Here is a 25,080-nt window from a genome sequence, read left to right as displayed (position 1 = left end):
ATTGCGCTGGAAACCTGCCGCTGCGCGGTGTGCTCCACTCCGGCTTCATCTAGCGGACCGGGCGCGACTCGTGATTACTCGTCCCATCCCTGGGACTCGCCCTTTCAGGGCCAGCGCAAGCGCTGTTCAAAATTGCTCCGGGCAATTTTGTCCTGTCACGACTCAGCCTCTGGCCGCCGTCCTGGCGGCCAGTCCTGGATGCGCGCCTGCGTTCCCGCCAGGTTTCCCTGATGCGCCCAACCCCCCGGCGGTGAGCCCGCAGTAAACCTGCAACTGCCTGACCGCTGAAGGTGATAAAAACTGGGGAAAATACCGCCCTCATCTGAAAGACCGACAGCGACGAATACCCTGCTGAAAGCACAAAACCCACAGCGATGCCCTGGTGCCCGCTGAAACCGGCGAACCGGAGACCCGAAGACAAGGGCTGGACGCCAGGGATGGCGGACAGAGGCGAATCGAGGCATGACGCCGAGTTGAGCCGACCGCAGGCTGAGGGTCGGGAGGTGAGCGCAGTGCGCAGCACCGGTTTCTTTGCGGGACCGCGGGGATTGTAAAGGGGGAGACGGTTTTCTCCCCCTTTACCCGTTCACGGGCGACGGTAGTTCATTTTCTGCGGGATTACGGTGAACGGAACCCGTGGCGTAGGGCCTGTATTTATGGGATTCCAGATCAGGTAAGGCGTCAGCCGCCACCCGGCAAAAATGTGGGCACAATAATTTCATACAGATTCGGTATCACGCTTAAACCTGCTTCACATTCTGGTTCCGTGGGCTGTTCCGTTCACTGTGAATACGGAGATAGTTTTTCTGACCCTTGCGAGTGAACGGGCAGGGGGGACGTTTCGCCCGTCCCCCTGCACCCCCGGCATGGCGCTGGAAACCTGCCGCTGCGCGGTCCGCTTCACTCCGGCTTCATCTGGCGGCCAGTCCTGGATGTGCGCCTGCGTTCCCGCCAGGTTTCCCTGATGCGCCCAACCCCCCGGCGGTGAGCCCGCAGTAAACCTGCAACTGCCTGACCGCTGAAAGTGATAAAACACCGTTTCTTTAAGCTGCGACGAATATCCTGCTGAAAGCACAAAACTCACAGCGATGCCCTGGTGCCCGCTGAAACCGGCGAACCGGAGACCCGAAGACAAGGGCTGGACGCCAGGGATGGCGGCCAGAGGCGAATCGAGGCATGACAAAATTGCCGGGAGCAATTTTGAACAGCGCTTGCGCTGGCCCTGAAAGGGCGAGTCCCAGGGATGGGACGAGTAGTACCGAGTTGAGCCGACCGCAGGCTGAGGGTCGGGAGGTGAGCGCAGTGCGCAGCACCGGTTTCTTTGCGGGACCGCGGGGATTGTAAAGGGGAGACGGTTTTCTCCCCCTTTACCCGTTCACGGGCGACAGTCATCCATTTTCTGCGGGATTACGGTGAACGGAACCCGTGGCGCAGGGCCTGTATTTATGGTTTTCCAGGTGAGGTAAGGCGCCAGCCGCCACCCGGCAAAAATACGGGGACGATACCCAAAGGTCATCTATCAGAAGGTTGGCCGGGCTCCGGCTTTTTGTTTCAGGCGCATGGCGCCGCCTCCTCGACGCCGCTATTCAAAACAGACGCTGCGTTCCAGGCATTCGTCACAGCTTGGCGAGCGGCAGATCACTTCCCCTTGCTGCAGCAAACAGCGCTGACGATAAAAGAACTTTTTCCAGCGCATATTATGCTCGTTCATCACAACCAGCTGCGGAAAACAGTCGCTCATTAACAGACGCAATTCTCCCCGCGACTCAAGACCCAGATCCTGCCAGAGATGATTAAATGCCAGCGATACCTCGGCAACGATCTGCGCCATCGGTCCGGCGTCCTGCTGCATCCAGCTCGCCAGCCACAGCCTTAACTGCTGGCACTCTTCTTCACGGGTGGCGTTCAGCTCCGTCATCAGGCGCCGACGGGTTAATGTCTCGCCATCCAGCGGCGTTTCTACTTCCCCCAGCTGTTGCTGCAATGCCTGCCACTCGTCCGGGCTCAGCCCCATGCGCAGCGGAAAACTCCCTTTCCCCGCGTGATATAACCGCCATAAGCGTGTTAACCAGTCGAGTGGATGCATCAGGCGACCCCCTTATGCGTTTGCGAAGCGGACCAGTTCCCCCGACGCTGCCGCCACCAGTCGGGAAGCACTTCTGACACTGAACGCCATGCGCCGTCGATGCATGGCTCGATTCCCGCCTGTTCCAGTTTTTGCCATGGCGCATGACCAATGCGCACGCAGAATACGGCCGCCACGTCTGCCAGCAGGTCGAGGATCGCCGTGAATCGGGCATCGTTATCCTGCGGCTCGCAATCATCGTGCCCCTGGCAATATTTGGGCGTAAACCGTTCGTTGACCAGCACCATTCCGGCGGCCGACAGGCTGTAAATATAGAACCGGTCGGCGTGGCCAAAATGGCAATCAATCACATCTCCCCGGCTTGAGGCCACGGCGACCAGACAGGCGTCATCAGCCTCAGATTCCCCGCGCGTGGCAATGCTGGCATGAAGCTGCGCCCGCTGGTGGAGGATCGGCAGCCAGGCGGGGAGGCTCGCCGGGTGCGGAAGTTGCGTAAACTGCTGGCTGCGGTCTTCACCCAACATCCCGATAGCGTCGGCGCGGCACTGGTGGCAGTGGGTCATCTGCGGCATCACTTCACCACACTGGCTGCGAATCGCCGCGAGCATGTCGGCATCCGGCTCCGGCTGACCGTTGAGACCAAATACCGTACCGTGCTCCGGCCTGGCAATCAGCGGCATAATATTATGGATAAACGCGCCGCTGGCCTGAAGCTGGCGGCTGACCTCCGCCATGCTGCTATCGTTAATGCCGGGGATCAGCACCGAGTTAATTTTCACCAGCACGCCTTTAGCGGTCAGCCTGCGCACCCCCTCCATCTGACGGGCGATAAGTATTTCTCCGGCCTCGCGCCCGCTGTAGCGTTCGCCGTCCAGCCATAGCCAGGCGTAGATCTGCGCGGCAATCTCCGCATCCAGCGTATTAATAGTGACCGTTACGTGATCAACCCCGACATCCAGCAGACGGTCGACCGCGTCCGGCAGCATCAGGCCATTCGTCGACAGGCATAATTTCAGGTCCGGAAGCTGTTCACGGATGAGTTCAAGCGTACGAAAGGTCCGGGCGAGGTTGGCCAGCGGATCGCCGGGACCGGCGATGCCGACGACCGAAAGCTGCGGGATCGCCTGCGCGACCTGACGCACTTTGAGGACCGCTTGCTCCGGCGTCAGCAGCGTTGACGACACGCCGGGTCGGGATTCATTACTGCAATCGAACTTACGATTACAGTAGTTACACTGCAAATTGCAGGCGGGCGCGACCGGCAGATGCATCCGCGCAAAACGGTGATGCCCATGACGAGAATAGCAGGGGTGTGCGGCAACCTTATCGGCAACCAGCGGCGTTAACGAGCTGTTATCCGCAGCGCCGCAGGCTCTGCCGCCGGGAAAAGAAGAGCAGGAAGTCATGATCGTACCTTCGTAGTTGGGCGATACCTTCCTGCTGCAAATGCTATACCAAAGATGACTTTTTCAATTTACTGAAAAATATAGATTTTTATCATTATTCTCGGCGATAAATTGTCGCAATTCCGCCGCGCTGGCGACAATGTACTGAACCTTACACAGCGGCTCAGAGTCGCGGCATGGTAATGTCCATTATCTGAATCCGGTAAGCGACCTGGCGCGGCGTCATCCCGAGCAGCCGCGCCGCTTTGGCCTGCACCCAGCCCGCCTTTTCCAGGGCGGCAATCAGCCGCTGGCGTTCATCCAGCGTGTTATCAAGCCAGCTGTCTTCCGTCGGCGCGCTGATGGGCTGCGCTTTTGGCGGATTATCGCGATGATTGAACAGGATCACGTCCCGATCGATCAGCCCGCTTTCCGACATTACCGCCGAGCGTTCGAGACAGTTTTCCAGTTCGCGCACGTTGCCCGGCCAGCTGTACTCCATCAACAGGCGGATCGCGCCATCGCTGATCCGCAGCGTTCTTCCCTGATTGCGGGCGATTTTACGTACCAGAAAGTGCGCCAGTTCGGCAATATCCTCCTGGCGTTCCCGCAGCGGGGGCAGGGCGATGGGCATCACGTTCAGGCGATAGTAAAGATCCTCGCGGAAATTCCCCAGCCGCACTTCCTCTTCCAGATGACGGTTGGTCGCCGCGATGATGCGCACGTTCACACGCAGGGTTTCATCGCCGCCGACCCGTTCCATCTCGCCCTCTTGCAGAATACGCAGCAGCTTGGCCTGAAACGAGGCGCTGCTTTCGCCGATTTCATCAAGGAACAGGGTGCCGCCGTCAGCCAGCTCAAAGCGGCCTTTGCGCTGGCGAACCGCGCCGGTAAACGCGCCTTTCTCGTGGCCAAACAGTTCGCTCTCCAGCAACGTATCCGGCAGTGCCGCACAGTTAAATTTGACGAACGCGGCGGCGGCGCGCGGTGAATTATGGTGAATCGCGTTGGCGATAAGCTCTTTCCCGGTACCGCTTTCGCCGCGCACCAGCACCGTGGTGTCCCAGCGGGAGACCTGACGAATGATTTCTGTAATCTGCCGCATCGCCGGGCTTTTCCCGACCATATTCTCCAGGCCAAAATCCCGCGATGGCGTGCAGGTGCGCGGCCGTTCTACCCGGGGAGGCTGCGGTTGCGACGCCGATGTCGGGAGGATCATCAGCCGAATGGTCTGCGCGACCAGATTAGCGACGGTTTCCAGAAACCGCGTGCAGGCGGGCAACCGCTCTTCCTGACGCGCCATTGGCTGCGCCGCCAGTACGCCAATGGGCCGGGAATGAGGCCCCATCAATGGAACCGCGATAAAGGGCAGGTCGTAATCGTACAGGCTCAGACGATCGAGAAAACGCTGATCGTCGGCGACGCGCAGTAGTACCAGCGATTGGCCCTGCGCCAGCACGGTGCCGACCAGCCCTTCCCCTGGCCGGTAGCGAATCTGTGTACTGCCGGGCAGCATCTGGTGTTCCGTCTGCTGCAGAGCTTCGATATTCAGAATTTCCTGTTCGCTATCGTACAGGCAAATCATCCCGTGCTGCATAAAAGCATCGTTGTGTAAAACGCTCAGCACCTCCTGAAGCGTTTTGCTCGCCTCAGTGGCGCGACTCAGGATCACGCTGATCCGCTGCATGGCGGTAAACTGTTGTGAGAGATCAAAACGCCTGACAGTGGTATCCGAGTCGGATTTATGGATCATTGTTCACCTCCGGTCAGGGTGTTAAAGAGCGGGAAACGCAGAATAAGACAGGTCCCGCCCTGGGGACGGGACGTCAGCTCAATGGCGCCGCGATGGTGGGCTACCAGCGTCTGTATCAGCCGCAGTTCCATCCCTTTGCCGGGCGAGTTTAAGGCATCGGGGGAGTGGGTATAACGTACCTGCAGCAGCGGGACATTATCATTGAGGTACAGCGCCAGCCATCCTTCCTCTTCTTCGGCATAGAGTTCGATCTCCAGCGGCACGGAGGGCAACTCTGCCGCGAGCGCCAGCGTGCGGTCGAGCCATAAACTTAAACAGGCCAGTAGCTGCGTGCGCTGGCCAAAGCCGACCAGATGCGGCGAAGCCATGCCTACCTGCAGCATCGCGCGATCGTCAAAGCGGGTGCGGTACAGGGCGCACAGGTCGTCAAAGAACGGCTGAAGCGGCCAGACGGTATTGCTTTCCAGCGCCAGGGAGGGGCGGCAGCGCTGTAGCCGCGCCATTGCTTCTTCGCCTTCGCGCCACGCCGCGTCCAGCGCGACGTTGCCGCTGCCTTCGCCGTTCAGCCGCCGGGCGGCCGCCAGCATGTTTATCGGGCAGTTAAGCTGAATCAGCGCCGCGTCCAGCGACTCGCGGATGGCGGCCAGCAGCTTACCGGCGGTCATCTGCTGTTTCAGGCGATCGAGGCGACCCTGCTCCTGCTGCTGACGCTGCTGGGTGCAGTCGGCGATCACTATCAGCGTTCTCGCCGGGGCGCTATCGACAAAATAACGGCTGGCTTCTTCGCTAACGCCAGGCAGCGCCCAGCAGGTCACCGACAGCCAGCGGACCGCGCCGCGCACCACCACCGGCAGGATCTGTTCCACGCCGGGGCCGATTTTGCGTGGTGAAACCTGTAGCTCAACCAGTAGCTCTTTACCGCCGCAGTCCGCGCAGAAGGTTTTATAGGCGAGGTTATCCATCACCACCCGATCCTGCTCATCCACTACCACCACCGCGGCGGGGATATTATTGAGCACCGCCTCCATCAGCATCATATGGTTGCGCAGCCGCTGCTCCAGAGTGTAGCTGACGCTGATATCCCGCTGCATCGCCAGATAATGCTCCAGTTCGCCCTTCGGGTTTAGCACCGGCGTGATGTCGATATCCACCAGATACAGGTCGCCGTCCCGGCGTCGATTAATTAACTGGCCGCGCCACGGCTGGCGCTGGAGTAGGGTTTGCCACATCTCCTGATAGATTTCGCGCGGCGTCTGGCTGCTGGCCAGCAGGCGCGGATTTTGATTTAACAATTGCGCCAGAGAATACCCGGTCTGGCGGCAAAACGCCGGGTTGGCGTAAATAATATTTGCCCGGGCATCGGTGAGTGAAATCGCCACCGATGCCTGCTCCACCATGGTAAAAAACAGCCCCGGATGTTGTTGCGTCAGTGCGCCAGCGATGGCTTCCGGCACGGCGTTATCGAGCATCATATTCAGGGTCATTACAAACTCCTGTGTCGCAGTTATGACAATTTGTCTGACACCGCGACAGAGATGGCGCGGTTTTATCTCAACGCATATAACCATGCAAACAATGCGCCTTTGTCAGCGCGACCTGCAGAAACATTGATCCGATCGGGGAAAACCAGGCATTTTTGGCGGGATGTCGGCCCGGCGCGCCCGGTGCGGCCGGTGATGGCGGCGCAGGTGCGATCGTTATGGGGCAGGGGTGAGCCGTTGTAGTGCAAAGAAACCTGGCACAGCCTTCGCAATACCCCTGCGGTAACTCGTGTTTTCAGACACCTTTCCCGACAGGAGCACAACAATGGCGAATATTGGTATTTTCTTTGGCACCGATACCGGTAAAACCCGCAAAATCGCGAAAATGATCCACAAGCGGCTGGGCGATGTAGCGGATGCCCCGGTCAACATTAACCGCACTACGCTGGAGGATTTTATGGCCTATCCGGTTCTGCTGCTGGGTACGCCGACTCTCGGCGACGGCCAGTTGCCGGGGCTGGACGCCGGGTGCGAAAGCGAATCATGGAGCGAATTTATTAGCGGACTTGACGGCGTGAGCCTGAGCGGGAAAACCGTGGCGTTGTTCGGTCTCGGCGATCAGAAGGGCTATCCTGATAATTTTGTCAGCGGCATGCGTCCCCTGTACGACGCGTTGTGCGCCGCAGGCGCGCAGGTGATTGGCAGTTGGCCGAATGAAGGTTATGAGTTTAGCGCTTCCGCGGCGCTGGACGGAGAGCGATTTGTTGGGCTGGTGCTCGATCAGGATAACCAGTTCGATCAGACCGAAGCGCGTGTGGCGGCCTGGCTGGAGGAGATTAAAAGTGCCGTACTGTAGGCGTTTGAGATTGATGGTAAGCCGATATTAGATATTGTGTCTGTATTTCCGCCACCCGGCAAAAATGCGGGCACAATAATTTCATACAGATTCGGCATCGCGCTCAAACCTGCTTCACATTCTGGTTCAGAGGGTTGTTCCGTTCACTGTCAGTACGAGGATATATGTTATCTCCACAGCGTGTGAACGGGCAGGGGGACGTTTCGCCCGTCCCCCTGCACCCCCGGCATGGCGCTGGAAACCTGCCGCTTCGCGGTCCGCTCCACTCCGGCTTCATCTGGCGGACCGGCTGAGACGCGGCATCCTTGCCGCGACTCAGCCTCTGGCCGCCGTCCTGGCGGCCAGTCCTGGATGCGCGCCTGCGTTCCCGCCAGGTTTCCCTGATGCGCCCAACCCCCCGGCGGTGAGCCCGCAGGAAACCTGCAACTGCCTGACCGCTGAAGGTGATAAAAAACCGGGGAAATACCTGCCACATCTGAAAGACCGACAGCGACGAATATGCTGCTGAAACCACAAAACTCTCAGCGATGCCCTGGTGCCCGCTGAAACCGGCGAGCCGGAGACCCGAAGACAAGGGCTGGACGCCAGGGATGGCGGCCAGAGGCGAATCGAGACATGACAAAATTGCCGGGAGCAATTTTGAACAGCGCTTGCGCTGGCCCTGAAAGGGCGAGTCCCAGGGATGGGACGAGTAGTACCGAGTTGAGCCGACCGCAGGCTGAGGACCGGGAGGTGAGCGCAGTGCGCAGCACCGGTTTCTTTGCGGGACCGCGGGGATTGTAAAGGGGAGACGGTTTTCTCCCCTTTACCCGTTCACGGGCGACGGTCATCCATTTTCTGCGGGATTACGGTGAACGGAACCCGTGGCGCAGGGCCTGTATTTATGGTTTTCCAGGTCAGGTAAGGCGTCAGCCGCCACCTGACAAGAATGCAGGCATGGTAGCTAAAACCGGCCTCTCATCCCCCGGTGGCGCTGCGCTTACCGGGGCTACGGGCGCTCAGAGTGAGTAGGCCGGGTAAGGCGCTAGCCGCCACCCGGCAAAAATGCGGGCACAATAATTTCATACAGATTCGGCATCACGCTCAAACCTGCTTCACATTCTGGTTCAGAGGGTTGTTCCGTTCACTGTCAGTACGAGGATATATGTTATCTCCACAGCGTGTGAACGGGCAGGGGGACGTTTCGCTCGTCCCCCTGCACCCCCGGCATGGCGCTGGAAACCTGCCGCTTCGCGGTCCGCTCCACTCCGGCTTCATCTGGCGGACCGGGCGCGACTCGACGGCCCTGTCTCGACCCGCCCTCTGGCCGCCGTCCTGGCGGCCAGTCCTGGATGCGCGCCTGCGTTCCCGCCAGGTTTCCCTGATGCGCCCAACCCCCCGGCGGTGAGCCCGCAGTAAACCTGCAACTGCCTGGCCGCTGAAGATGATAAAACACAGAACCTCCCCTGAAAAAACGAACAGCGACGAATACGCTGCTGAAAGCACAAAACCCGCAGCGATGCCCTGGTGCCCGCTGAAACCGGCGAGCCGGAGACCCGAAGACAAGGGCTGGACGCCAGGGATGGCGGACAGAGGCGAATCGAGACAGGCCGTCGAGTTGAGCCGACCGCAGGCTGAGGGTCGGGAGGTGAGCGCAGTGCGCAGCACCGGTTTCTTTGCGGGACCGCGGGGATAGTAAAGGGGGAGACGGTTTTCTCCCCCTTTACCCGTTCACGGGCGACGGTAGTTCATTTTCTGCGGGATTACGGTGAACGGAACCCGTGGCGCAGGGCCTGTATTTATGGTTTTCCAGGTCAGGTAAGGCGTCAGCCGCCACCTGACAAGAATGCGGGCATGGTAGCTAAAACCGGCCTCTCATCCCCCGGTGGCGCTGCGCTTACCGGGGCTACGGGCGCTCAGAGTGAGTAGGCCGGGTAAGGCGTCAGCCGCCACCCGGCAAAAATGCGGGCACAATAATTTCATACAGATTCGGCATCGCGCTCAAACCTGCTTCACATTCTGGTTCAGAGGGTTGTTCCGTTCACTGTCAGTACGAGGATATATGTTATCTCCACAGCCTGTGAACGGGCAGGGGGACGTTTCGCCCGTCCCCCTGCACCCCCGGCATGGCGCTGGAAACCTGCCGCTGCGCGGTCCGCTTCACTCCGGCTTCATCTGGCGGACCGGGCGCGACTCGTGATTACTCGTCCCATCCCTGGGACTCGCCCTTTCAGGGCCAGCGCAAGCGCTGTTCAAAATTGCTCCCGGCAATTTTGTCCTGTCTCGACCCGCCCTCTGGCCGCCGTCCTGGCGGCCAGTCCTGGATGCGCGCCTGCGTTCCCGCCAGTTTTCCCTGATGCGCCCAACCCCCCGGCGGTGAGCCCGCAGTAAACCTGCAACTGCCTGACCGCTGAAGGTGATAAAACACAACCGAGTAGGCCGGGTAAGGCGTTAGCCGCCACCCGGCAAAATGTGGGCATGGTAGCTAAATGGGCTTGTTATCCCCCGGCGGCGTGGCGCTTAACGGGGCTACGGGTTTCCGGTCGCCTGAGGGGCAACAGCCCGGACGCGGCTACCCGCACAGCCCCGGCTGACGGGAGATCATCTGCTCCAGCCACTGGCGCTGGTGGCGCTGTTGACTCTGCTGCCAGAGATAATCCCGGGCGCTCTGCAGCGCCTGCTGCGGCGCCATCGGTTCGGCAGGGCGAATCGCTTCACACCATAACAGATGCCAGCCCAGCTCGCTGGCGACCGGCGGACTCAGCCCGTTTTCCGTCAGCGAAAACAACGCCTCCTCCAGTTGCGGATAAAGTAACCCTCGGCTAATCCAGCCTAAACGCCCGCCCTCCAGCGCGCTCGGACACTGGGAATAGCGCTGCGCCAGCGGCGCAAAGGCGTTGCGGGAAGCGTCGATTTGCTGATAAAAACGCAGGATTTGCCGGTGAACCGCTTCGCGGTCATCATCGACGGTCAGCAGCAGATGACGGGTCAGACGCTGCTCCGGGCGTATAAACTGCGTCTGATGGCGCAGATACCAGGCCTGTACCGTAGAGGGATCCGGCTGCGGCACCTGTCGGGCAATATCAGCAAAGGCGATCTCCAGCCGGGCGTGATGCAAGATGATGGCCGCGCGTTCTGGTGGGGTAAACTCTCCCTCGTCGAGCCAGACGCTAAGGGAAGCGGCAATGTTCTCTTTTAGCGCGGCGGTAATATCGCCTGGCGGGACCAGCGCGACGATCGCCTGTTCCATCTGGTGCTGGCGCTGCCAGGCCTGCTCAAAAGCCTCTCTGTCGGCTGCGTTTAATGCGCTCAGTTCACGGTTCCAGCGGCTGCGCGCCAGCCGCTGTCGACCAAAACGTTCCCATGCGTTCATGATTCTCTCTCCTCAGCCAGGGCGATGGCCTGTACCGGGACCCTGAACCAGCGGCCGCTAAAGTCGACGGTATAGTCGTCGCCGGACTCCCCCTGATCGGTGGCTTCAATGCGTCCCCGCTGACCGGCGGCCACGACCACATCGCCGTTGACCGACAACGCCATCAGACAGGTGACGGTATCGCCATATTGCAAATTCCCGGCCAACCAGGGCTGAGCGATGGGGATCAGTTCCTGTTCGCGGCAGCCGATAATCCGGTCACTGTCGGGAAAGTGGATCTGGTAGATGATCTGATCCTGCAAAAAAATGCCCCAGTCGCGCACAAACCCGGTGCTGCCGCGCCTGACCAGCAGCGCGCCCGGCGGGAAGCCCGCGACGGTGCCATCATTACGAATCGCGCGTACCACGCGGACCTCGTCGCTGAAGGTGAATTTCGGTCTCATGTGCCGCTCTCCTGAACGTGCTGCTGATAGCTCTCAGCGAGCAAGCGCCGCGCCAGCAGCCAGTGTGCGTGGGCGTTTTCCTCCAGTTGGTTGCGTAGCGGAACTGCAGCGCGCAGTTTGCGATGAAATGTAGCCAGCACCGGCAGACAGCAGGGCGCAAGGCGCTCCGGCTGATAGGCGACGGAAAAAAACTGAAAAAAGGATTCGGCGGAGCTCAGTTCGTCAACGCCGGGTATGTGATAAAACCACTCCATGATCACCCCCTCGCTCGCAGTACGGGTTCAGCGCAGATCTCATCATAGAGTGCCACCAGTTCGTAATCTTTCGGGCTGCGCTTCCAGTTTTCGGCAAAGCGGCGTATCGCGGGCAGCAGTTGATTAATTTGCGCCGAACTCAGGTGATACCCCATCTGGTCGAACACGCCGTTGACCGCCTGACGCCCGGAGTGTTTCCCCAGTACCAGCTTATAGCGGCGGCCAATCAGCGCCGGATCAATCGATTGATAGCTTTCGCTATCGCGCAGCAGCGCCGCCACGTGGACGCCGGACTCATGGGTAAAGACCAGCTCGCCCACCAGCGGCTGCTGCGGGTCGATGGGGCGCAAGGATGCATCCGCCACTTTCTGACAGAGCGCGGGCAGCGCCGCAAACTGAACGCCGGTCTCGACGCCGAGGCAGCGTTCAAGACCCAGCGCGACGGTCTCCAGCGCCGCGTTGCCCGCCCGTTCCCCAAGACCAAGAATGGTGGTATTGACGCTGGTGGCGCCAGCCCTGACCGCCGCCAGGGTATTGGCGGCGGCAAGGCCAAGATCGTTATGCGCATGCATTTCGATTTCGCCGGGCCAGACGTTACGCAGGGCGGAGATTTGCGCCACGGTGGTAAACGGGTCAAGTATGCCGACCGTATCGGCGTAGCGCAGGCGGGCGGCACTGGCTTGCTGCGCCACCAGGGCGATATCGCGCAGGGTCTGTTCGCTGGCCCGCGAGGCATCCTCGCAACCCACGCATACCTTCATACCGAGGGTATGGGCAAGATGGATAAATTTCGCCAGCCGCTCCAGCAGTACCGCTAATGGCTCGCGCAGTTTGTACTGTCGCAGTTTGTCCGACGCCGGAATGGAGATATCCACCCAATCGATGCCCAGATCGGCGCTTTGACGGATCTCCAGCGCGTTCATCCGGCACCAGGTCATCAGGGTGGCGTGAGGCAACTGGCGGCGCACCAGTTGGATCCGCGTAATCTCCTCGTCCCCCATTGCCGGGGTGCCCACTTCCATCGCCGTTACTCCCGCGGCATACAGCGCCTCGGCAATGGCGACCTTTTCGCTGGTGCGAAAGGCTACGCCGGGGCTCTGCTCACCATCGCGCAGAGTGGTATCGTTAATCAGTATGCGTCCCATCGCGACCCCGTCTTAGCCGTAAATCGGCGTGAATAGCGCATCCGCCGGGCGCGGCTTGCCGTTTTGCCAGTAGGGCGACAGCGCGCGCAGCCGGTCGATAATCGGTGGCAGGGTGGCGATGACGTAATCAATCTCTTTTTCCCGGGTGTAGCGCGAGAGGGAAAAACGGATAGTACCGTGGGCCGCGGTGTAGGGAATATTCATCGCCCGCATCACGTGGGAAGGCTCCAGCGAACCTGATGTACAGGCGCTGCCGCTGGACGCGGCGATCCCGGACTTATTTAACAGCAGCAGAATGGCCTCGCCTTCAATAAACTCGAAAGCCAGATTTACCGTGCCCGGCACGCGCGGCTGGTTGCCGCCCATCACCATCACGGAGGGAACGTCAGCCAACAGGCCCTGTTCCAGGCGATCGCGCAACTGGCTGATGTGCCCCATTCCCGGCAGATGAATGTGCGCCAGTTCGCAGGCCGCGCCCATGCCGACGATGCCGGTGATGTTTTCGGTTCCGGCTCGCCGACCGTGTTCCTGATGGCCGCCGCGCAGCAGCGGACGAAAGCGCGTTCCCCGACGCAGCCAGAGGCAGCCGACGCCTTTCGGCCCGTGGAACTTATGTGCCGAACAGGAGAGCATATCGATGCGGGTCTTACTGACGTTTATCGGCAATTTTCCCACCACCTGCACCGCGTCGCAGTGAAACAGCGCCCCTTGTTCATGGGCCAGATCCGCCATGTCGACCACCGGGAAAATCACGCCGGTTTCGTTATTGGCCCACATCACGCTGACCAGCGCGACGCGCGGGCTGAGCGCCGCCCGGAACTGCGCCATATCCAGCGCGCCCTCGCTATCGACCGCGATCCGGTGGATCAAATACCCCTGACGCTCCAGATGTTCGCAGGCCGCCAGCGTCGCCGGATGCTCGACGCTGGTGGTAATAATTTCGCGACGTTCCGGCATCAGGGCGACCGCCGAGGCGATAGCGGTGGAGGTGGCCTCGGTGGCGCAGGAGGTAAAGATTATCTCGCTGGGATATTCCGCGCCCAGTAGCGCCGCAACCTGCTGGTGTGCGCGCTCCAGAGCCGCCTGAGCCGGAATGCCGAAATCATGTATTGATGACGGGTTGCCGTAAAAATCCGTCAAAAAGGGCATCATCGCTTCCAGAACCATCGGGTCCAGGCGCGTGGTGGCGTTATTATCGAGATAAACCTGTTTCATCTTGTCCCCCTTGGGTCAGTTAACCGCGGCCTATGCCGCCACCACTTCCATATAACAGCCGGTGCGCTCCATCAGCTTTTGCTGCAGCCAGGCCAGAGTCATATCGGTCATCATGCAGCCGCTACAACTGCCGGACAGGCTGACGGTCACCTGATGATTGGCGACGTTAAGCAGCGACATATCGCCGCCGTCGGCCTGGATATGCGGGCGCAGTTCATTGATGGTATCGACGACGCTCTGCCAGTGCGGATCTTTGCTGCTGGTGACCGGGAGGGGCGACGGCGGCTGCTGCGCGAGGATTTCCGCCAGCGCCAGCTCGATTTTTTCATGGCAGGCGGTGCAGCCGCCGCCCGCTTTGGTGTAGTTGATTACCTCTTCGAGGGTGGTCAGGCCGTTGTTCAGCACCGCCCGGCGAATATGCCCTTCATCGACGCCGAAGCATTTGCAGATCAGTTTGCCCTCTTCATGCTCCGCTTCCGGGCTTTCGCCGCGAAAGTTGGCGATGGCCGCGCGCAGGGCCTCCTGGCCCATCACCGAGCAGTGCATTTTTTGCGGCGGCAGGCCGTCGAGATAATCGGCGATCTGCTGGTTGGTGATTTGCCCGGCTTCATCAAGGGTATGGCCGATAATCAGTTCGGTCAGGGCGGAAGAGGAGGCGATCGCGCTCCCGCAACCGAAGGTCTGGAAGCCCGCCTCCTGGATAATTTCGGTTTGCGGGTCAACGCGTAGCATCAGACGCAGCGCATCGCCGCAGCTTAATGAACCCACATCGCCTACCGCGTTGGCGTTGTCCACCACGCGCGCGTTGCGGGGATTAAAAAAATGGTCTTTCACTTTCTCGGAGTAATTCCACATGCTGTCAGCTCCAGGGATGATGACGGAAAACGCCGGGGCGCGGTCCACCGCAAAAAATGCGGTGGTGATAACCAACAAGCAAATGCAGTACCAATGCGTAAATACGTTAATTCTTAATGGGTTAACGGTTTAACCTGACAACCCGCGGCCGACACTGTCGTTATTTATTGTGGGGTTTGTCACAGAAACGACATGGTTAGCGGCGTGGATCCAGATCCTCCTGCCACTCCTGCTCCTGCAGCAGCCGGACAAAACGTTCCGGGTCGCGCTGGCGGGCGCTTTTACGCTGCGCTTTGTCATACCAGTAGAGCTGGATCTCCTGTAGCAGACCGACGATGGTGGTGTCCGCCGGAACGCGTTCGGCGCGAACGCCAACCTGTAATAACTGGCGGAAAACCGCATCGCCAATCGCCACGCAGAACAGGGTGACGCACCCCTCAAGGGCGTGGATCCGCCGGGCGATCTTCTCCGCCTGATGGCCATTTTCGACAGCGAAATCAACCACTCGGATCAGGGTGACCCGATCCGCTTTGACGCCGTATACCACCAGCCGCGGCGTGGCGCCGAAGTGCTGATCGACGTGACGGTAGTCGGAACTGGCGAAGGCGACCTTCATTGACCAGTCGTCGGAGTGGACCATATCAAACTGACGGTTAATGGTCGGCATAAGCGGCTCCTGCGGTGAGTGAGGGGTCCACGTGCTGGCGAAGCGGCGAGCGGTAGAGGGGAAGATGGTGGTGTCTCTCGCGCAGCAGATTCGCCAGTTCAAACAGCGTATCGCGCATTCCGCAATATCCCTGGCGTACCCGACGGAACTCGCCGAGCCGGTCAAAAATCGGAAAGCCGGCGCGAACCAGCGGCAGCGCAAACTGTTCCGCCAGATCGCGGGCGTGGGAGTTGGCCACCAGCAGGTCGGCAGGCTGGGAACATAACAGGGTTTGCAGATCTTCCAGATCGCCAGGAACTACCCGTTCAGCCGCCAGCTGGCGCAGGCTGGGATGGCCGGTGGGCGCCACCAGCGGGCCGGGCTGCATCCCCTGGCTGTTGGCGAAATCGCACCACGCCGCCAGAAGATCGCCTTCCGCCGCCATCGCCATGCGCTGGCCCTGCAGCCACGTATGACAGTCAATCATGGCATCCTGTAGCTGGCCACGCTGGCGTTCAAGCCATGCGGGTACTCCGCGTCCGGAAATTTTCGCCAGTTGCTGAATGAAGGCGTCGCAACGTTCGAGGGTCATCAGGTGCGGCAGGGTCATCACCTCCCCGCGGCTGCGCTGGGCCAGCAGCGATGAAGCCCGACTCAGGGAGACGCCGATGACGAAGCTGCACAGGCTTTGCCCCATCTGCTCTATCTGACGCAACGGCGTTCCGCCCTGGGTCAGCGGTGAGAAATCGCCCTGCGCCAGGTGGCCGTCCATCGATTGCGCCAGATCCGGCAGAATAATCGCCTGCAGGCCAAAGGCTTCGACGCATCGGCGCAGCCATTCGATATCGCCCGGGGAACAGAGATGGCTGACCAGCAGATTGACCCGGCGATTACGCTGACCGGGGCGCGGTTCAGGCGCAACCCACTGCTCAATAACGCTCTCCAGTACCGCGCTATAGCCATTTTCCATGGAGCCGTAAAAATCCGGGGTATTGACCGTCAGTATCGCGACCCCTTTGTGTCGGGGGTACTCTTCGCGAAACTGGCGAACCACGCGGGAAGTGTCGCTCCCCTGGGCTTCCGACAAGCCGGTGCTCAGCAGCACGATGGCCTGCGGGTTGTTACGCTGGCACAGGGTATCGAGGGCGGTAAAAATATTGCCGTCGGCGCCCATAATCGTCGAGGTCGGGTCCATGGCCGTCGATTGCAGCGGCACCGGGTCGTGAAAGTGCTGAATAAAAAAGACTTTGGCGAAGGCGCTGCATCCCTGTGCTCCATGGACCAGGGGGATGCTGTGCTCGATCCCGAGACTGGCGAGGATCGCCCCGAGCGGTTGACCGGTTTTGATTGGGCTGACCGCCAGGGGTTTATCACTGCGGAAAATGTCTGCCATGCTGTTCTCCTTAGTGCCAGGGGGCGCGGGAATGGGTTTGTGGCCAGATGGGGCTGTCGAGGGTCTGACAGAGCTGGCGGGCGAGAGTGACGATTCCCTGATAGCCAGCGAAGGCGTGTTCGCGCTCCTGATTGATATCGAGAAACGGCAGGCGGGCTTTATACGCGGTGTACATGTTGCGTCCACCGGCGATCATCAGGTCAGCCTGATAGCGATAAACCACATCCAGCAGGCTGCGGGCGTTGCCTTCCTCCAGCATGACCGCGTCATCGCCCATCAGTTCGCGGATACGCTGTTTATCCTCTTCGGTGGATTTACGTGTGCCGGTCGCCACCACGGTCATGCCCAAATCCTGTAGCGCCGACACCACCGACCATGATTTGACCCCGCCGGTATAAAGCAGCGCTTTGCGTCCGCGAAGCTGCTCGCGCCACGGGATAAGCGCCTGTTCCGCCGCCTGCTCTTCCCGCGCGATTAACGCTTCGGTGCGGCGGCATAAATCATCATCGCCAAGCAGCGTCGCCAGCTGACGCAGCGCGTCGGAGGTGGCGCGGATACCGTAAAAACTGCCTTCGAACCACGGCGTGCCGTAGCGCAGCTCCAGCGCTCTGGCGACATTGATTAACGCCCGCGAGCAGACCAGCATATTCGCCTGCGCCCGGTGCATGGTCTGGATCTCGGCAAAACGGCCATCGCCGGAGAGGCTGCCGAGCACGCGAATGCCCAGCTCATCCAGCAGCGGCTGAATATGCCAGAACTCACCGGCGATATTGTATTCGCCAATCAGGCCGATATCGTGACGGTGTTCCGGGGGAAACGGCGATGTTTCGGGCCAGGGGGCGGGTTCGCGCTGACCAATCACCCGTTTAACCATTACGTCGCCCGCCAGCCGGTTGCCGAGATTTTTACTGCCGTAAAAACCGGCGGCATCAACGGCGATGACCGGTACGCCGGTGGCGGTTTGCGCGGCCTGGCATACCGCTTCCAGATCGTCGCCCTCCATCGCGGGTACGCAGGTGTTGTAGATAAAGACCGCCGCCGGATGATAACGCGTGACAATATGGCGTACCGCGTGAAACAGGCGGCGTTCACCGCGGCCCATAATCACATCCTGTTCGTTGAGATCGGTGGTGAATCCGAGCCGGTTGAGGGTTGGCCCGGAGCTTACGCTGCCGCGATTATCCCACGAGCTGCCGGCGCAGCCGATGGGGCCGTGTACCAGATGCGCCACATCCGCGATGGGCAGCAGGGTTATCTGAGCGCCGTCGAACGCGCAGCCGCCGGCAGTGGCGCCGGGTTTGGGGGCGCTACAGCCGGATTTTTGCTTATGGTTGTGTTCACAGGCCGGTTCATCCAGCAGCGCCAGAATTTCATTTCCCTTCATAGTGACCTCGTTGACGGTGGGGGATAACGAGGTGATGCAATTCGCGCTCCAGAAAAGGTGCATTGATTTTTAAGGGAAAAGTGTTGTTGGCTTTGCGACAAAGCCAACAATCAGACAATGCCGTGGTGGGGGGAAGGGGGTTTTTATCACTTACCGCGATAACGTTAGGTTTTGTTGATGAAAAGGTGCCTGCCAGACGCTGTTAAGTGCGGCTAAAGCCTGGTCCTGGCTCGCCTCCTTCAGACGGCTGAGGCCCCGTAGCCCCGGTAAGCGCAGCGCCACCGGGGGGTGACGAGCGAGTTTTCGCCACCATGCCCGTATTTTTGTCAGGTGACGGCTGACGCCTTACCCGGCCTACTCACTTCAGGCGGCTGAGAACCCGTAGCCCCGGTAAGCGCAGCGCCACCGGGGGGGGACGGGCGAGTTTTCGCTACCATGCCCGCATTCTTGTCAGGTGGCGGCTGACGCCTTACCTGACCTGGAAAACTCATAAATACAGGCCCTGCGCCACGGGTTCCGTTCACCGTAATCCCGCAGAAAATGGATGACCGTCGCCCGTGAACGGGTAAAGGGGGAGAAAACCGTCTCCCCTTTACAATCCCCGCGGTCCCGCAAAGAAACCGGTGCTGCGCACTGCGCTCACCTCCCGCCCCTCAGCCTGCGGTCGGCTCAACTCGGCGTCATGCCTCGATTCGCCTCTGTCCGCCATCCCTGGCGTCCAGCCCTTGTCTTCGGGTCTCCGGCTCGCCGGTTTCAGCGGGCACCAGGGCATCGCTGTGGGTTTTGTGGTTTCAGCAGGGTATTCGTCGCTGTCGGTCTTTCAGATGAGGGCGGTATTTTCCCCAGTTTTTATCATCTTCAGCGGCCAGGCAGTTGCAGGTTTACTGCGGGCTCACCGCAGGGAGGTTGGGCGCATCAGGGAAACCTGGCGGGAACGCAGGCGCGCATCCAGGACTGGCGGCCAGGACGGCGGCCAGAGGCTGAGTCGCGGCAAGGATGCCGCGTCTCAGCCGGTCCGCCAGATGAAGCCGGAGTGGAGCGGACCGCGCAGCGGCAGGTTTCCAGCGCAATGCCGGGGGTCATGGGGGCGAGCGAAACGCCCCCATGCCGTTCACCGGCTGCGGAGATAACATATATCCTCGTACTGACGGTGAACGGAACAGCCCACGGAACCGGAATATGAGGCGCCACCGGGGGATAACAGGCCGGTTTTCGCTACCATGCCCGCATTTTTGCCGGGTGGCGGCTACGCCTTACCCGGCCTACTCACTCTGAGGGCCTGTAGCCCCGGTAAGCGCAGCGCCACCGGGGGATGACGGGCGAGTTTTTGCTACCATGCCCGCATTTTGCCGGGTGGCGGCTGACGCCTTACCCGGCCTACTCACTGAACCAGAATGTGAAGCAGGTTTGAGCGTGATGCCGAATCTGCATGAGATATTGCGTCCGCATTTTTGCCGGGTGGCGGCTGATGCCTTACCCGGCCTACTCACTCTGAGGGCCCGTAGCCCCGGTAAGCGAAGCGCCGCCGGGCAATTGCTGAAAAACGCACGTTGTCAGCAATTACCCGACGGCATGGGCCGCGTAGACGGCACGCATTCCACCGCTCCCGGTAACGCTAAAAAAGCCCGCGGGGTCAGCGGGCAACAGGCACAATACAGGGATTAAAAAACGCGCTCCTCCAGAGGGTTATCCCTGTTAAGTCGCTTCGCCAGCCACGGCGGTAAACGCCCTGCCAGCAGCGTATTGATCGCGTCGCACTGGGCCTGAATAGTGGTACCGGGCTGCGCTTTCATCGGATGTACCCGGTGACGAATCAGCCGGGCGGCGGCTGGCCCGCCAATCTCCTGACAAAACAGCAACTGGCAGTCGTCCACAAGCCGGGCGCGCACTTCGCCGGGCTCCTGCTGGAGGGGCGCGGAGGGATAGCGGCGCAGATCGTACAGCCAGCCGCCTTGCTCATCGAACGCATAGATAAAAAACAGCCGCCCCTGACCGAAATGACCGTTAATCGCCAGACCATCCTGCGAGCAAAAGGCGACCCGCAGCTGCGGCGTGCGCTGAGCGGGGCGAATGATACGTAAATGGGCGGGCAGTTCGCCTCGCAGACAAGACATCACCCGTGACCAGCGGGCGGGAGACATCACCGCATCAGGCGAGGGAAAGCGGGCGGCTAATTGCGTTTGCGTCAGGGTGGACAGCCGCGATGGCGTCAGCGTCTCTCCGCTCTCCTGCGCCAGCCAGTCCAGGATTTGCGCCGGTTGCAGGTCCGGTAAAGTCTGAAACAGCGCCAGCAGACGCCAGAAAAGGGTATCGTTGTCGGACATCTTCAGCTCCTTATAGCAGCGTATTGCGGGTCGCGCGCAGGCTTACCGGGAAGACAGGCCGCGCAGGCTGAGGATTAACGTAATAACAGCGTCCTCCTTCCAGCGAAATGGCGCCGCCCCAGCGATCGGCGTCGTTATGCTCAATCTGTATCACACGCGCTTCCAGGTCCTGTTTGGCGATATAGGCATACAGATCCGCGCCGCGCTCACGAAAAATCACGATGGGCATATTCCCTCCTGGCCCCGCATAATGCGGGGCGCCTGATGGTTAACGGACGAGGTCGAAGCTGTAATCGGTTTTACCCAACTGGCTGGTATCGCTATCCAGTTTCTCCAGTACCGCGTTGACCAGCGTTGTCACAATCTGCATTGCGCCTTCATAGCCCCAGGTGGTCTGGCGGTGCAGATGGTGGCGATCGAACAGTGGAAAGCCGAGGCGGATGAGCGGGACTTCAAAGGCTTTGCCCTTTGCCAGGGTATCGCGCTGAATAAACTTGCCGTAAGAGTTGCCAATCATAAAGTCCGGCTGCCGGGTGAACATCAGCGAACGGAAGTGCCACAGATCGCAGTTGATAAACACTTCGCTTTCACGCCCGTAGGGCGAGGCATCAAGCATTTTCTTCATCGCTTTTTGCCAGCGTTTGTTGGCGTTATGGCTCAGAATAACCGTCGGCTCGCAGCCCAGCTCCAGCAGGAAGCGAGTCAGCCCCATGACAAAATCCGGGTCGCCGTAGAGGCCAAATTTCTTGCCATGCAGCCAGGTGTGGGAATCGAGCATCATATCCACCAGCCGTCCGCGCTCAAGGGTGAGGGCGTCGGGAATCGGTTTGCCGCTAAGCTGGCTGACGGTCATCAGCAGTTCGTCGGTGGCGCTCAGCCCCAGCGGGATCGCCACTTCAGTCGCGGGCTGATTCCACATCTCCTGAACCACTTTTTTACTCTTCAGCAACTGCCACGGTTGCAGCAGCAGCGTATCAATGGCGTCCGGGGCCTCTTTTATCTCCTGCTGGCTGGTGCCGCCCGCATACATCCGATAATGCCCATCGGCAGGGGTATCGAGCACCTCTGACGGGTCGGAAAGCAGGCTGCACGGCACCGCCATCTGTTGCATCATCCGCTTTAATACGCGAAAGTTGCCGAGATAGGTTTCAAAACCGGTCACCAGATTGAGCTTTTGCAGTTTACCTGGCTGCCCCTGGTAGTCGGCGGTAAAGGTTTTGGCGAACCCTTCAAACATATTGTCCCAGCCGGTGACGTGGCTACCGATAAAGCTTGGCGTATGGGCGTGCGGCACGGCGATGCTGCTGTCGACAAAACCATCTTTTTTGGCGTTGGCGATAAACGCCTGCAGGTCATCGCCGATAACTTCCGCCATGCAGGTGGTCGAGACGGCGATGATCTCCGGTCTGTATAGCGCGCTGGCGTTCTGCAGGCCCTTGTTCATATTGTTGTTGCCGCCGAAAACCGCCGCGTCTTCGGTCATTGAGTCGGAAACGCAGGCGATCGGCTCCTTGAAATGGCGGTTAAAATAGGTGCGAAAGTAGGCCACGCACCCCTGGGAACCGTGTACATAGGGCAGGGTGTTGGCAAATCCGAGCGCACAGAGCACCGCGCCCAGCGGCTGGCAGGCTTTCGCCGGATCGACGGTCAGGGCTTCGCGCTGGAAATTGAGCGCTTCATATTCGGCGGTGGTCGTCCAGTCGAAGACCTCCTGCACGCGCTGCGCGTCATACGCCTCTTCCATACCGCGTTTATTGCGGAACAGTTGCTGATATTCATCTTGTTCGAATAGCGGATAGCAGCTATTAATTTTCTCAATTGTTTGGCTCATGGTGTTCTCCTCCCGCGCCACAAATCGGTGAACAGACGGGACAGTGAGTGGGCAATCACGCAGACTTCAGCCACGGAGCGGTCAGTTCGCTCCACGCCGGGTTGTTTAAGGTCATATCCATATCGCGGGCGAAAATAGCGAAACCATCGTAGCCGTGGTACGGGCCGGAATAGTCCCACGAGTGCATCTGGCGGAACGGCACGCCCATTTTCTGGAAGATGTACTTTTCCTTGATACCGGAGCCGATCAGATCGGGCTTCAGCGCCTTAACGAAGGCCTCCAGCTCATAGCTGCTGGCATCATCGAACAGCAGGGTTCCCTCTTTCAGTTCCGGCAGGGTGCGGTCGTAATCATCGTTATGGCCAAACTCATACCCGGAAGCGATGATCTCCATGCCCAGATCCTCATAGGCGCCGATAACGTGGCGTGGCCGCAGGCCGCCCATATAGAGCAGCACCTTGCGCCCCTCCAGGCGCGGACGATATTTGGCGATGATCGCCGCCATTTGCGCTTCGTATCGGGCGATCACCGCCTCGGCGTTGGCGCGAATGGTGTCGTCAAACTGGTCGGCGATTTTGCGCAACGATTCGGCGATTTTGGTTGGCCCGAAGAAGTTGTACTCCATCCACGGAATCTGATGCTTTTCCTCCATATGCCGGGCAATGTAGTTCATCGAACGGTAGCAGTGGACGAGGTTCAGCTTCACGAATGGCGTATTTTCCATTTCGACCAGCGTACCGTCGCCGGACCACTGCGCAACGACCCGTAACCCCATCTCTTCAAGCAGAATGCGCGAAGCCCAGGCATCGCCGCCGATGTTATAGTCGCCGATAATCGCCACATCGTAAGGCGTGGCTTCAAACGGCTGCCCTTCGCGGTTGTTCAGCACCCAGTCGCGTACCACGTCGTTGGCGATATGGTGCCCCAGCGACTGCGATACGCCGCGAAAGCCTTCGCAGCGAACCGGGATCACCGGTTTATTCAGCGCTTTGCTGCTGGCATTCGCCACGGCGCTGATATCATCGCCAATCAACCCCACCGGACATTCCGACTGAATGGTGATGCCTTTTGTGAGCGGGAACAGCAGCTCCATTTCTTCAATCAGTTTGCTGAGTTTTTTATCGCCGCCGAAGACGATGTCGCGCTCCTGGAAATCTGAGGTGAAGTTCAGCGTGCCAAAACTCTCGACGCCGCTGACGCCGGTGTAATAGTTGCGTCGTCCGGCGCGCGAGTACTGGCCGCAGCCGATCGGCCCGTGGGAAATATGAGCCATATCTTTAATTGGCCCAAAAACCACCCCTTTGGAACCCGCATACGCGCAGCCGCGCACGGTCATCACGCCGGGTTGCGATTTGCGGTTGGAGGTCATGCACTTGCCAACGCTTTCCATTTGCGGATCGCTGACCATCATGTGCTTTTTACGCTCTTTACGCGTGGTTTCCGGGAACACCTCCAGGACTTCCTGGATGAGCGCCAGATTACGTTCGCCTGTTGCGTTGGTCATGGTCATTATCCTGTGATCAGGCCGCGTTTTCTTCGGCGGCGGTTTTACCAATGATGCTGGTGTCTTCTTCTTCCATGATGCCGAATTCCATCAGCAGCGATTCCAGTTCATCCATGGTGCAGGGGGTCGGTACCACCTTCATGGTGTTGTTGACGATTTTTTGCGCCAGAGTGCGGTATTCATTGGCCTGATTACAGGTCGGGTCGTACTCGATAACCGTCATCCGGCGGATTTCCGCGCGCTGCACGATGTTGTCGCGCGGCACAAAATGAATCATTTGCGTGCCGAGTTTTTCCGCCAGGGCCATAATCAGTTCGTCTTCGCGGTCGGTCTGGCGCGAGTTACAGATCAGGCCGCCGAGGCGCACCTTGCCGGATTTGGCGTATTTGACGATCCCTTTGGAGATATTGTTGGCGGCGTACATCGCCATCATCTCGCCGGAACAGACGATGTAGATCTCCTGGGCTTTGTTTTCGCGGATCGGCATGGCGAAGCCGCCGCAAACTACGTCGCCGAGCACGTCATAGAAGACGAAATCGAGGTCATCTTCGTAGGCGCCTTCCTCTTCCAGGAAGTTGATTGCCGTGATAACGCCGCGGCCCGCGCAGCCGACGCCTGGCTCCGGACCGCCGGATTCCGCGCAGCGCACGTTGCCGTAGCCGATTTGCAGAACATCTTCCAGCTCCAGATCCTCGACCGACCCCACTTCGGCGGCCATCTCCATAATGGTGTTCTGTGCTTTAGCGTGCAGGATCAGGCGGGTGGAATCCGCTTTGGGATCGCAGCCGACGATCATCACTTTCTTGCCCAGCTCCGCCAGCGCGGCGACGAGGTTCTGCGTGGTGGTGGATTTGCCGATACCGCCTTTACCGTAGATAGCGCATTGACGCATGGTCATGGTGACTTCTCCTGTTGTTGAGTGTTTGCCAGCAGAGAAGTGCAGGGAACATACCAGTCGTGCCTGATTGATTAACACATTGATATACATGAAATTGTCTTAAAATCCCTGCGGCAGGGGTAAAACAAAACGGCACAATAAGGCGACCAAATGTGAGAAACAGAACAATTCCACGCGTCGGACCGATTGTGGCGCTTTGTCGCCTGTTCAACAGCTTGTCGCGTGCTGTGTCTTATTCCGCGCAATCTCTCTGCGCAATACCGGGCGGTTATTTA

At 59.8% G+C, this 25,080-nt stretch carries 20 protein-coding genes; 2 read left to right on the top strand and 18 right to left on the bottom strand.

What is annotated here, in order from left to right:
• Window positions 1–1,582: 1,582 nt before the first annotated feature.
• The 4 genes from FN037_RS10950 to nifL all read right to left on the bottom strand — a co-directional run bounded on the left by FN037_RS10950 (window position 1,583) and on the right by nifL (window position 6,708).
• Window positions 1,583–2,086, bottom strand: coding sequence for a nitrogen fixation protein NifQ (locus tag FN037_RS10950; protein ID WP_142502216.1), 504 nt, complete (start codon window positions 2,084–2,086; stop codon window positions 1,583–1,585).
• Window positions 2,086–3,492, bottom strand: a complete 1,407-nt coding sequence (gene nifB / locus FN037_RS10945) for a nitrogenase cofactor biosynthesis protein NifB (RefSeq protein WP_142502215.1) — start codon at window positions 3,490–3,492, stop codon at window positions 2,086–2,088. Before nifB ends, FN037_RS10950 begins: the two co-directional genes overlap by 1 nt.
• Window positions 3,493–3,655: 163 nt before the next feature.
• Complete coding sequence (nifA, locus tag FN037_RS10940; RefSeq protein ID WP_142502214.1) at window positions 3,656–5,224, bottom strand: nif-specific transcriptional activator NifA; 1,569 nt, start codon at window positions 5,222–5,224, stop codon at window positions 3,656–3,658.
• Window positions 5,221–6,708 (bottom strand): nitrogen fixation negative regulator NifL, encoded by a 1,488-nt coding sequence (nifL, locus tag FN037_RS10935; protein WP_138361747.1) that lies wholly within the window; start codon window positions 6,706–6,708, stop codon window positions 5,221–5,223. The genes nifA and nifL overlap by 4 nt, the downstream gene beginning before the upstream one ends.
• Before the next feature lie 322 nt (window positions 6,709–7,030).
• Here nifL and FN037_RS10930 point away from each other — a divergent pair, with 322 nt between their 5' ends.
• Window positions 7,031–7,561, top strand: coding sequence for a flavodoxin (locus FN037_RS10930; protein WP_142502213.1), 531 nt, complete (start codon window positions 7,031–7,033; stop codon window positions 7,559–7,561).
• Window positions 7,562–10,112: 2,551 nt separating this feature from the next.
• Here the strand turns inward: FN037_RS10930 and nifM are convergent.
• The 9 genes from nifM to nifE all read right to left on the bottom strand — a co-directional run bounded on the left by nifM (window position 10,113) and on the right by nifE (window position 18,248).
• The gene (nifM, locus tag FN037_RS10925; protein WP_142502212.1) at window positions 10,113–10,913 is read right to left on the bottom strand and encodes a nitrogen fixation protein NifM; all 801 of its coding nucleotides are present in this window, start codon (window positions 10,911–10,913) and stop codon (window positions 10,113–10,115) included.
• The gene (locus FN037_RS10920) at window positions 10,910–11,356 is read right to left on the bottom strand and encodes a nitrogen fixation protein NifZ (protein ID WP_138361689.1); all 447 of its coding nucleotides are present in this window, start codon (window positions 11,354–11,356) and stop codon (window positions 10,910–10,912) included. Before FN037_RS10920 ends, nifM begins: the two co-directional genes overlap by 4 nt.
• Complete coding sequence (locus FN037_RS10915) at window positions 11,353–11,613, bottom strand: nitrogenase-stabilizing/protective protein NifW (protein WP_171034898.1); 261 nt, start codon at window positions 11,611–11,613, stop codon at window positions 11,353–11,355. Before FN037_RS10915 ends, FN037_RS10920 begins: the two co-directional genes overlap by 4 nt.
• Window positions 11,613–12,755 carry a homocitrate synthase gene (nifV, locus tag FN037_RS10910; protein WP_138361691.1) on the bottom strand — a complete coding sequence of 381 codons (1,143 nt, stop codon included), beginning with the start codon at window positions 12,753–12,755 and terminating at the stop codon, window positions 11,613–11,615. Before nifV ends, FN037_RS10915 begins: the two co-directional genes overlap by 1 nt.
• 12 nt (window positions 12,756–12,767) lie before the next feature.
• Window positions 12,768–13,970, bottom strand: a complete 1,203-nt coding sequence (gene nifS / locus FN037_RS10905) for a cysteine desulfurase NifS (protein WP_138361692.1) — start codon at window positions 13,968–13,970, stop codon at window positions 12,768–12,770.
• Window positions 13,971–14,000: 30 nt separating this feature from the next.
• The gene (gene nifU, locus FN037_RS10900) at window positions 14,001–14,825 is read right to left on the bottom strand and encodes a Fe-S cluster assembly protein NifU (RefSeq protein WP_138361693.1); all 825 of its coding nucleotides are present in this window, start codon (window positions 14,823–14,825) and stop codon (window positions 14,001–14,003) included.
• Between the two features lie 196 nt (window positions 14,826–15,021).
• On the bottom strand, window positions 15,022–15,492 hold the full coding sequence (locus FN037_RS10895; RefSeq protein ID WP_138361694.1) for a NifB/NifX family molybdenum-iron cluster-binding protein: 471 nt from the start codon (window positions 15,490–15,492) through the stop codon (window positions 15,022–15,024).
• Window positions 15,479–16,864, bottom strand: a complete 1,386-nt coding sequence (nifN, locus tag FN037_RS10890) for a nitrogenase iron-molybdenum cofactor biosynthesis protein NifN (RefSeq protein ID WP_138361695.1) — start codon at window positions 16,862–16,864, stop codon at window positions 15,479–15,481. The genes FN037_RS10895 and nifN overlap by 14 nt, the downstream gene beginning before the upstream one ends.
• Window positions 16,865–16,874: 10 nt before the next feature.
• Window positions 16,875–18,248 (bottom strand): nitrogenase iron-molybdenum cofactor biosynthesis protein NifE, encoded by a 1,374-nt coding sequence (nifE, locus tag FN037_RS10885; protein ID WP_142502211.1) that lies wholly within the window; start codon window positions 18,246–18,248, stop codon window positions 16,875–16,877.
• Window positions 18,249–19,661: 1,413 nt separating this feature from the next.
• On the opposite strand from nifE, the gene FN037_RS10880 reads away from it, so the two are divergent.
• Window positions 19,662–19,913: a hypothetical protein gene (locus FN037_RS10880; RefSeq protein ID WP_185929253.1), complete on the top strand. Its 252-nt coding sequence runs from the start codon at window positions 19,662–19,664 to the stop codon at window positions 19,911–19,913.
• Here FN037_RS10880 and FN037_RS10875 read toward each other — a convergent pair.
• Genes FN037_RS10875 through nifH form a run of 5 tightly spaced genes read right to left on the bottom strand, consistent with a single transcriptional unit; the run spans window position 19,910 to window position 24,805 of the window.
• The gene (locus FN037_RS10875) at window positions 19,910–20,572 is read right to left on the bottom strand and encodes a NifB/NifX family molybdenum-iron cluster-binding protein (RefSeq protein ID WP_138361697.1); all 663 of its coding nucleotides are present in this window, start codon (window positions 20,570–20,572) and stop codon (window positions 19,910–19,912) included. The two genes, FN037_RS10880 and FN037_RS10875, sit on opposite strands and share 4 nt — an antisense overlap.
• Window positions 20,573–20,582: 10 nt before the next feature.
• A complete protein-coding gene (gene nifT / locus FN037_RS10870) occupies window positions 20,583–20,801 on the bottom strand; it encodes a putative nitrogen fixation protein NifT (RefSeq protein WP_138361698.1) in 219 nt (72 codons plus the stop codon).
• Between the two features lie 39 nt (window positions 20,802–20,840).
• The gene (gene nifK, locus FN037_RS10865) at window positions 20,841–22,403 is read right to left on the bottom strand and encodes a nitrogenase molybdenum-iron protein subunit beta (RefSeq protein ID WP_142502209.1); all 1,563 of its coding nucleotides are present in this window, start codon (window positions 22,401–22,403) and stop codon (window positions 20,841–20,843) included.
• 55 nt (window positions 22,404–22,458) lie between these two features.
• Window positions 22,459–23,907 (bottom strand): nitrogenase molybdenum-iron protein alpha chain, encoded by a 1,449-nt coding sequence (nifD, locus tag FN037_RS10860; protein WP_138361700.1) that lies wholly within the window; start codon window positions 23,905–23,907, stop codon window positions 22,459–22,461.
• Between the two features lie 16 nt (window positions 23,908–23,923).
• Complete coding sequence (gene nifH / locus FN037_RS10855; protein ID WP_138361701.1) at window positions 23,924–24,805, bottom strand: nitrogenase iron protein; 882 nt, start codon at window positions 24,803–24,805, stop codon at window positions 23,924–23,926.
• Window positions 24,806–25,080: the final 275 nt, after the last annotated feature.

It is taken from the genome of Klebsiella sp. 2680 (genome assembly GCF_900198535.1).
Classification (GTDB): Bacteria; Pseudomonadota; Gammaproteobacteria; order Enterobacterales; family Enterobacteriaceae; genus Klebsiella; species Klebsiella indica.
This window is presented reverse-complemented; position numbering and strand designations above follow the sequence as displayed.